This is a genomic window from Celeribacter persicus, assembly GCF_003050785.1.
Lineage (GTDB): Bacteria > Pseudomonadota > Alphaproteobacteria > Rhodobacterales > Rhodobacteraceae > Celeribacter > Celeribacter persicus.
The window spans coordinates 1-4,352 of record NZ_QAOH01000057.1 but is presented as its reverse complement, the minus strand read 5'-3'; the positions used below and the strand labels follow the sequence as shown (position 1 = coordinate 4,352).

5 protein-coding genes are annotated in these 4,352 nt (G+C 57.0%); 1 reads left to right on the top strand and 4 read right to left on the bottom strand.

Going from position 1 to position 4,352, the window contains the following annotated elements:
• On the top strand, positions 1–151 hold a 151-nt coding region (locus tag C8N42_RS20900; RefSeq protein WP_146168246.1), incomplete at its 5' end, for an IS3 family transposase.
• 137 nt (positions 152–288) lie between these two features.
• Here the strand turns inward: C8N42_RS20900 and C8N42_RS20890 are convergent.
• The 4 genes from C8N42_RS20890 to C8N42_RS20875 all read right to left on the bottom strand — a co-directional run bounded on the left by C8N42_RS20890 (position 289) and on the right by C8N42_RS20875 (position 4,150).
• Positions 289–1,683: a multicopper oxidase family protein gene (locus C8N42_RS20890; RefSeq protein WP_009573640.1), complete on the bottom strand. Its 1,395-nt coding sequence runs from the start codon at positions 1,681–1,683 to the stop codon at positions 289–291.
• 56 nt (positions 1,684–1,739) lie between these two features.
• The gene (locus C8N42_RS20885) at positions 1,740–2,675 is read right to left on the bottom strand and encodes a c-type cytochrome (RefSeq protein WP_096807334.1); all 936 of its coding nucleotides are present in this window, start codon (positions 2,673–2,675) and stop codon (positions 1,740–1,742) included.
• 11 nt (positions 2,676–2,686) lie between these two features.
• Positions 2,687–3,259, bottom strand: a complete 573-nt coding sequence (locus C8N42_RS20880; RefSeq protein WP_066707483.1) for a c-type cytochrome — start codon at positions 3,257–3,259, stop codon at positions 2,687–2,689.
• A gap of 426 nt (positions 3,260–3,685) precedes the next feature.
• Complete coding sequence (locus C8N42_RS20875; protein ID WP_066707486.1) at positions 3,686–4,150, bottom strand: c-type cytochrome; 465 nt, start codon at positions 4,148–4,150, stop codon at positions 3,686–3,688.
• Between the last annotated feature and the right edge of the window lie 202 nt (positions 4,151–4,352).

Here is a 4,352-nt window from a genome sequence, read left to right as displayed (position 1 = left end):
AAGGGTCAGGCGCAAAACCTATCGGACCAGAAGACAGGCTCGCGCCGATGTGTTCGATTACATTGAGAGGTTCTACAATCCAACGCGTCGCCACTCGACCATCGGCTATCTAAGCCCTATGACCTTCGAGGAGCGAGCTATGAAAGCTTAAGTTGCCGTCCACGAAACCGGCAGCAGCTCAGACGTCGTCAAACGGGGAAGAACCCTGGGAGGCATTGCCGCTGAACCACCAGGTTGCACCTAGCCCAATCAGGCCAATGGATGAAATTACCGCCAGGTAAGCTGATCTCATGCGACCTCCAGCCACGTCATCATGCCGGATGCCGCGTGCGAGAGCATGTGACAGTGAAACAGCCACTTTCCCGGATTGTCGGCAACGAAGGCGATCTCGCGAGTCTCGCCACCGAACATCAGCAAGGTATCCCGCAGGGGACCAACTTCACCGCCCTCCAGCACCTCCCGGAAATGCATCCCGTGCAAATGCATGGCGTGGGGGAAGGATGTATCGTTGTAGATCTCCACTCGCGCTGTTTCACCGCGTGACAGGCTAGCCAGTGGCTTCTCGGTCATGCCCACGGTACCATTGAAAGCCCAGAACTGGTTCGCGTCGACCAGTTGGCGGAACGTTTTTCGCTCACCCTCAAGTATGGCTGCGTCAAGGTTGCCCATTGCCCCGCCTTCCATGTTGAGCCTGATGCGTCTCGCCTGCTCCAGTCCCGGCACATCCATATTAGGGTTCGGTGGCAGAACTTGGGGGACATCCCGCACAGCGGAGGCCAAAGTGCCGGTCACGCGAAACTCGGTTTGGGCAAATCCCTGGCCGTCTTCAAGCCGCACCAGATGAGCACTTTCCCCTTCATCCGCAATGACGTCGACAAACAAATCCGCTCGTTGGCCCGGCCCAAGGATGATCGGTTCGCTGATCTCACTCGGCGTCACCAGTGGCATTCCGTCGAACGCCATCACCCACCCCTTTAGACCTGACAGGCCCAAAACAAAGATCCTGGCATTTGCCGCGTTGATCAACCGAAGCCGCATCCGCTCACCCTGGCTCACGTTGAGCGTAGAATTGAAGCTTCCGTTGGTGGCGACAAAGTTGCCACGTCGGCCTGCATGGCTACGATCATGAACGGCTTCAAAATCTGGGTCGAGTTGTGCGGTCTCCGGGTTGAGGAGCCAATCGTCAAGAATAAGGACTTCATCGCGATCAACATCCGGGGCTATCGGTTCTTCGACGATCAACGCTCCGTAGAGCCCACGAGCGACCTGTTCGACGGAGCGATTATGCGCGTGAAACCAAAAAGTTCCTGCATCTGGAACGGCAAAATCGTAGTCGAAGGTTTCGCCTGTGGGGATGGCATCTTGGGTGAGCCCGGCCACGCCGTCCATCGCATTTGATATCCGCACGCCATGCCAGTGCAGGGACGTCGCCTGCGGCAACTTGTTGACGAGCCGACGTTGAAGACGCGCGCCCTGCCGAACACGGATCACGGGGCCAGGAAACTTTCCGTCATAGCCCCAAATCTCCGTCTTGGGGTAGTCCGGAGGGGCGAGTTGTACGGCGCCACTTTGCGCTGTCATCACCTGAAATTCAGGGGTGGCTGCTGATCCAGCCTTAGGGAAGACGCTCAACGCACTCATTGCCAACCCCGATTGAATGAATGCTCTTCTGGTGTGTGTCATTTCGTTCTCGTTTGTTGTGCGAGCCAGTTTTGGCTCACACATTGTCTCTATTGCAGTCACATGTCTTTATTAGCAGCGGCGCCCTCGCCCTGAGCGACCCGGTCGGCTCGAGGTTCGTCACCATCAAGCAAGTACACGGCCATCGCTTCCAGATCATCGGGGGACAAAAAGCGCGTATTGCCCTGCACGACCTCCACCATGCTGCCGCCGAAAGCGTCGCCTGACGGCGTCACGCCAGTACGCAACGCATAGGCGAGGTTGGAAACGGTCCAGCCGCGTTCCGCCAGTGAGTTCGGCGTGATCGAAGGCGCCTTGCTCCCCCCTGGCAATGCCTCATTTCCAGCAAAAACCGCGTCAAGCAGGCGCCCGCCTCCGATATTGCGTGGCGTGTGGCAAGCACCGCAATGTGCTGCACCTCGAACCAGCTCGCGACCGCGGTTCCATTGTGCGTTTTTCTCGTCAATGGGTTCCGTGGGTGGATCGTAGAGATAGGCCGCCCGCCATAGCTTCAGGCCCCATCTCTGATCGAAAGGAAACTTGACATCATGCTCAAGCGCTGCCTCGGCGACCGGTGGCACGGTCTGGAAAGCTGCCCAAAGGTCGGCAATGTCCTGATCCGTGAAATCCGCATAGAACGGATAGGAAAAAGCGGGATAATACGGCTCTCCGCTAGGACTAATGCCCTGGCGAACCGCCTTGGCGAACTGCTCAACCGTCCACCCCCCGATGCCGCTCTCTTTGTCTGTCGTCAGATTGGGCGGAAAAAACGTGCCAAAATCTGTCGCCAGCCCCGCGCCGCCTGCGAGTGCGGCGCCGCCAGCCTCTGAATTGGTGTGGCATGAAATGCACCCGGATACGCGAGCCAAATAGGCGCCGCGCTGGACATCACCCGTTTGCGTGATCGACGCGGGCACCTTGCCAATCGGCCAGATCACAAGGCCGCCGACCACAAGGGCGCCAAGCGCCCCTGCAGCAAAGACCAGTTTTTTCATCCGGCCCATCTTTACTTCGCCTCGTAGCGGAATTTCGCGTGACATGCCGAACATGTCTGGGTCACCATGTTGAATGCCCCATCTGCGGGCATCGAGGCATAGTCCATCATCGGGCTTCCTGACGAAGTTCCCATCATGGACGAAGCTCCCATCATGCCACCGGGGGATTGCGTGCCCATCATAGAGCCTGCATCCATTCCCGCCGCTGACGCCATAAGCCCGTTGTCGGCGGCTTTGGCAAGACCTTCGCTAACCACCTTGAGCTGCTCTGCGAGCGCACTGAATTCTTCCCAATCCGACCAGATCTCGGGCTTTGCTTCCGACGGTTTCCCAGCAGACCCTTCGGGAAACAATTCGGTCATGCCTTCGCTATGTTCGACAAAGACGCGTGCTCCCGCACGAACAGCTTCAGCATCATAGGTGATTTCACCACGCATCATCGGAGCCAGTTCTTTGACCGATTGCCCCATGGCCATCATGCCGTCCATGCGTTCCTTGACGACGCCTTCCGCGCCACCATGTGCAAATGCAGCTGCGGCCATTGTCGTTCCTGCCAAGAGGCCGATCATCAGTTTGCTTTTCATCGTTCCGTATCCTGTATTTCCATGCTTGATAGATTTAATTTGATGAGGCGTGGTTGCCCCTAGGTCAGGATAGGTGTTTGGGAGGCGGGGTGTCCCTTAGGACATTCCGGTTAGAAAAGCTCTGATCTGGATGTTCGCGAGGCAATTGCGACAAGTTGGTCGAAGCTCTCGGAGCTGATAAAATGACAATTACCATATTTTTCGAGCAGTCCGGCCCCGGATCGCAATGCCCGGGGAGAAGATTATCTGCATCTTCCTCATGAGAGGTCTGATGTTTTTGCGCACTTCGTTCGGAAACTTTGGCAGCGACCGTTTCATGGCCAATTGCATCGAGAGATCCCGCCGGGAGAACGACAAATAACGCAATCGAGACCAGCAGGAGAATCTGGATCGCGCTACGGAAGATGTTCAGCCTGACGACCAAAGTCAGTTGATCCCGTTCGCGCGCTGCAGTTCGCGCACGTATCCAGCAATCATCTTCACATCACCTTGGGTGAGGCCTTCAACGGGAGGCATATTGCCAAAATTCCAATGATGAGATTGGACGCCGTTTTGCGCCGCATTCAGGAACGCGGCATCGGAATGGTGGTTCGGCTCGTAGATTTTGTGAACAAGCGGAGGAGCGACCCCATTCTGGCCTGCGGCATTTTCACCATGACAGCTGGCGCATTTTGCCTCGAACGCGCGTTGCCCCATTTGGGCTTGCGGCGAAAACTCAGCGGGAATTATTACATTGGCAATGGGCGCGCCCTGAGGAATGCCGCTCGTGTCCGGCGGAACCATTGAGTGTCCTTGAGCGGTCTGCGCCGGGGCCGGCTGCAACGCTTGCCAACCGACCGCTCCAAGGCCGAGCACGAAGAACCCGCTAACGAACCATCCCCAGAAATTCATAGTGTTTTACTCTCCTGCATGTGATCCGTTCAGATCAACTTAACCTGCGTCCCGACCGGCGTGCGATCGAAGACCTCTTCTATATGTTCGTTGTAAAGGCCGATGCAGGTCACGTCCGTCAAGGTGGTGTAATTTGTCGGGTGGCCTGAGGTCATGATCAGGCGGCTTGGGTTGTGATGCTGAGAATGGGGTCTGTCTCCTC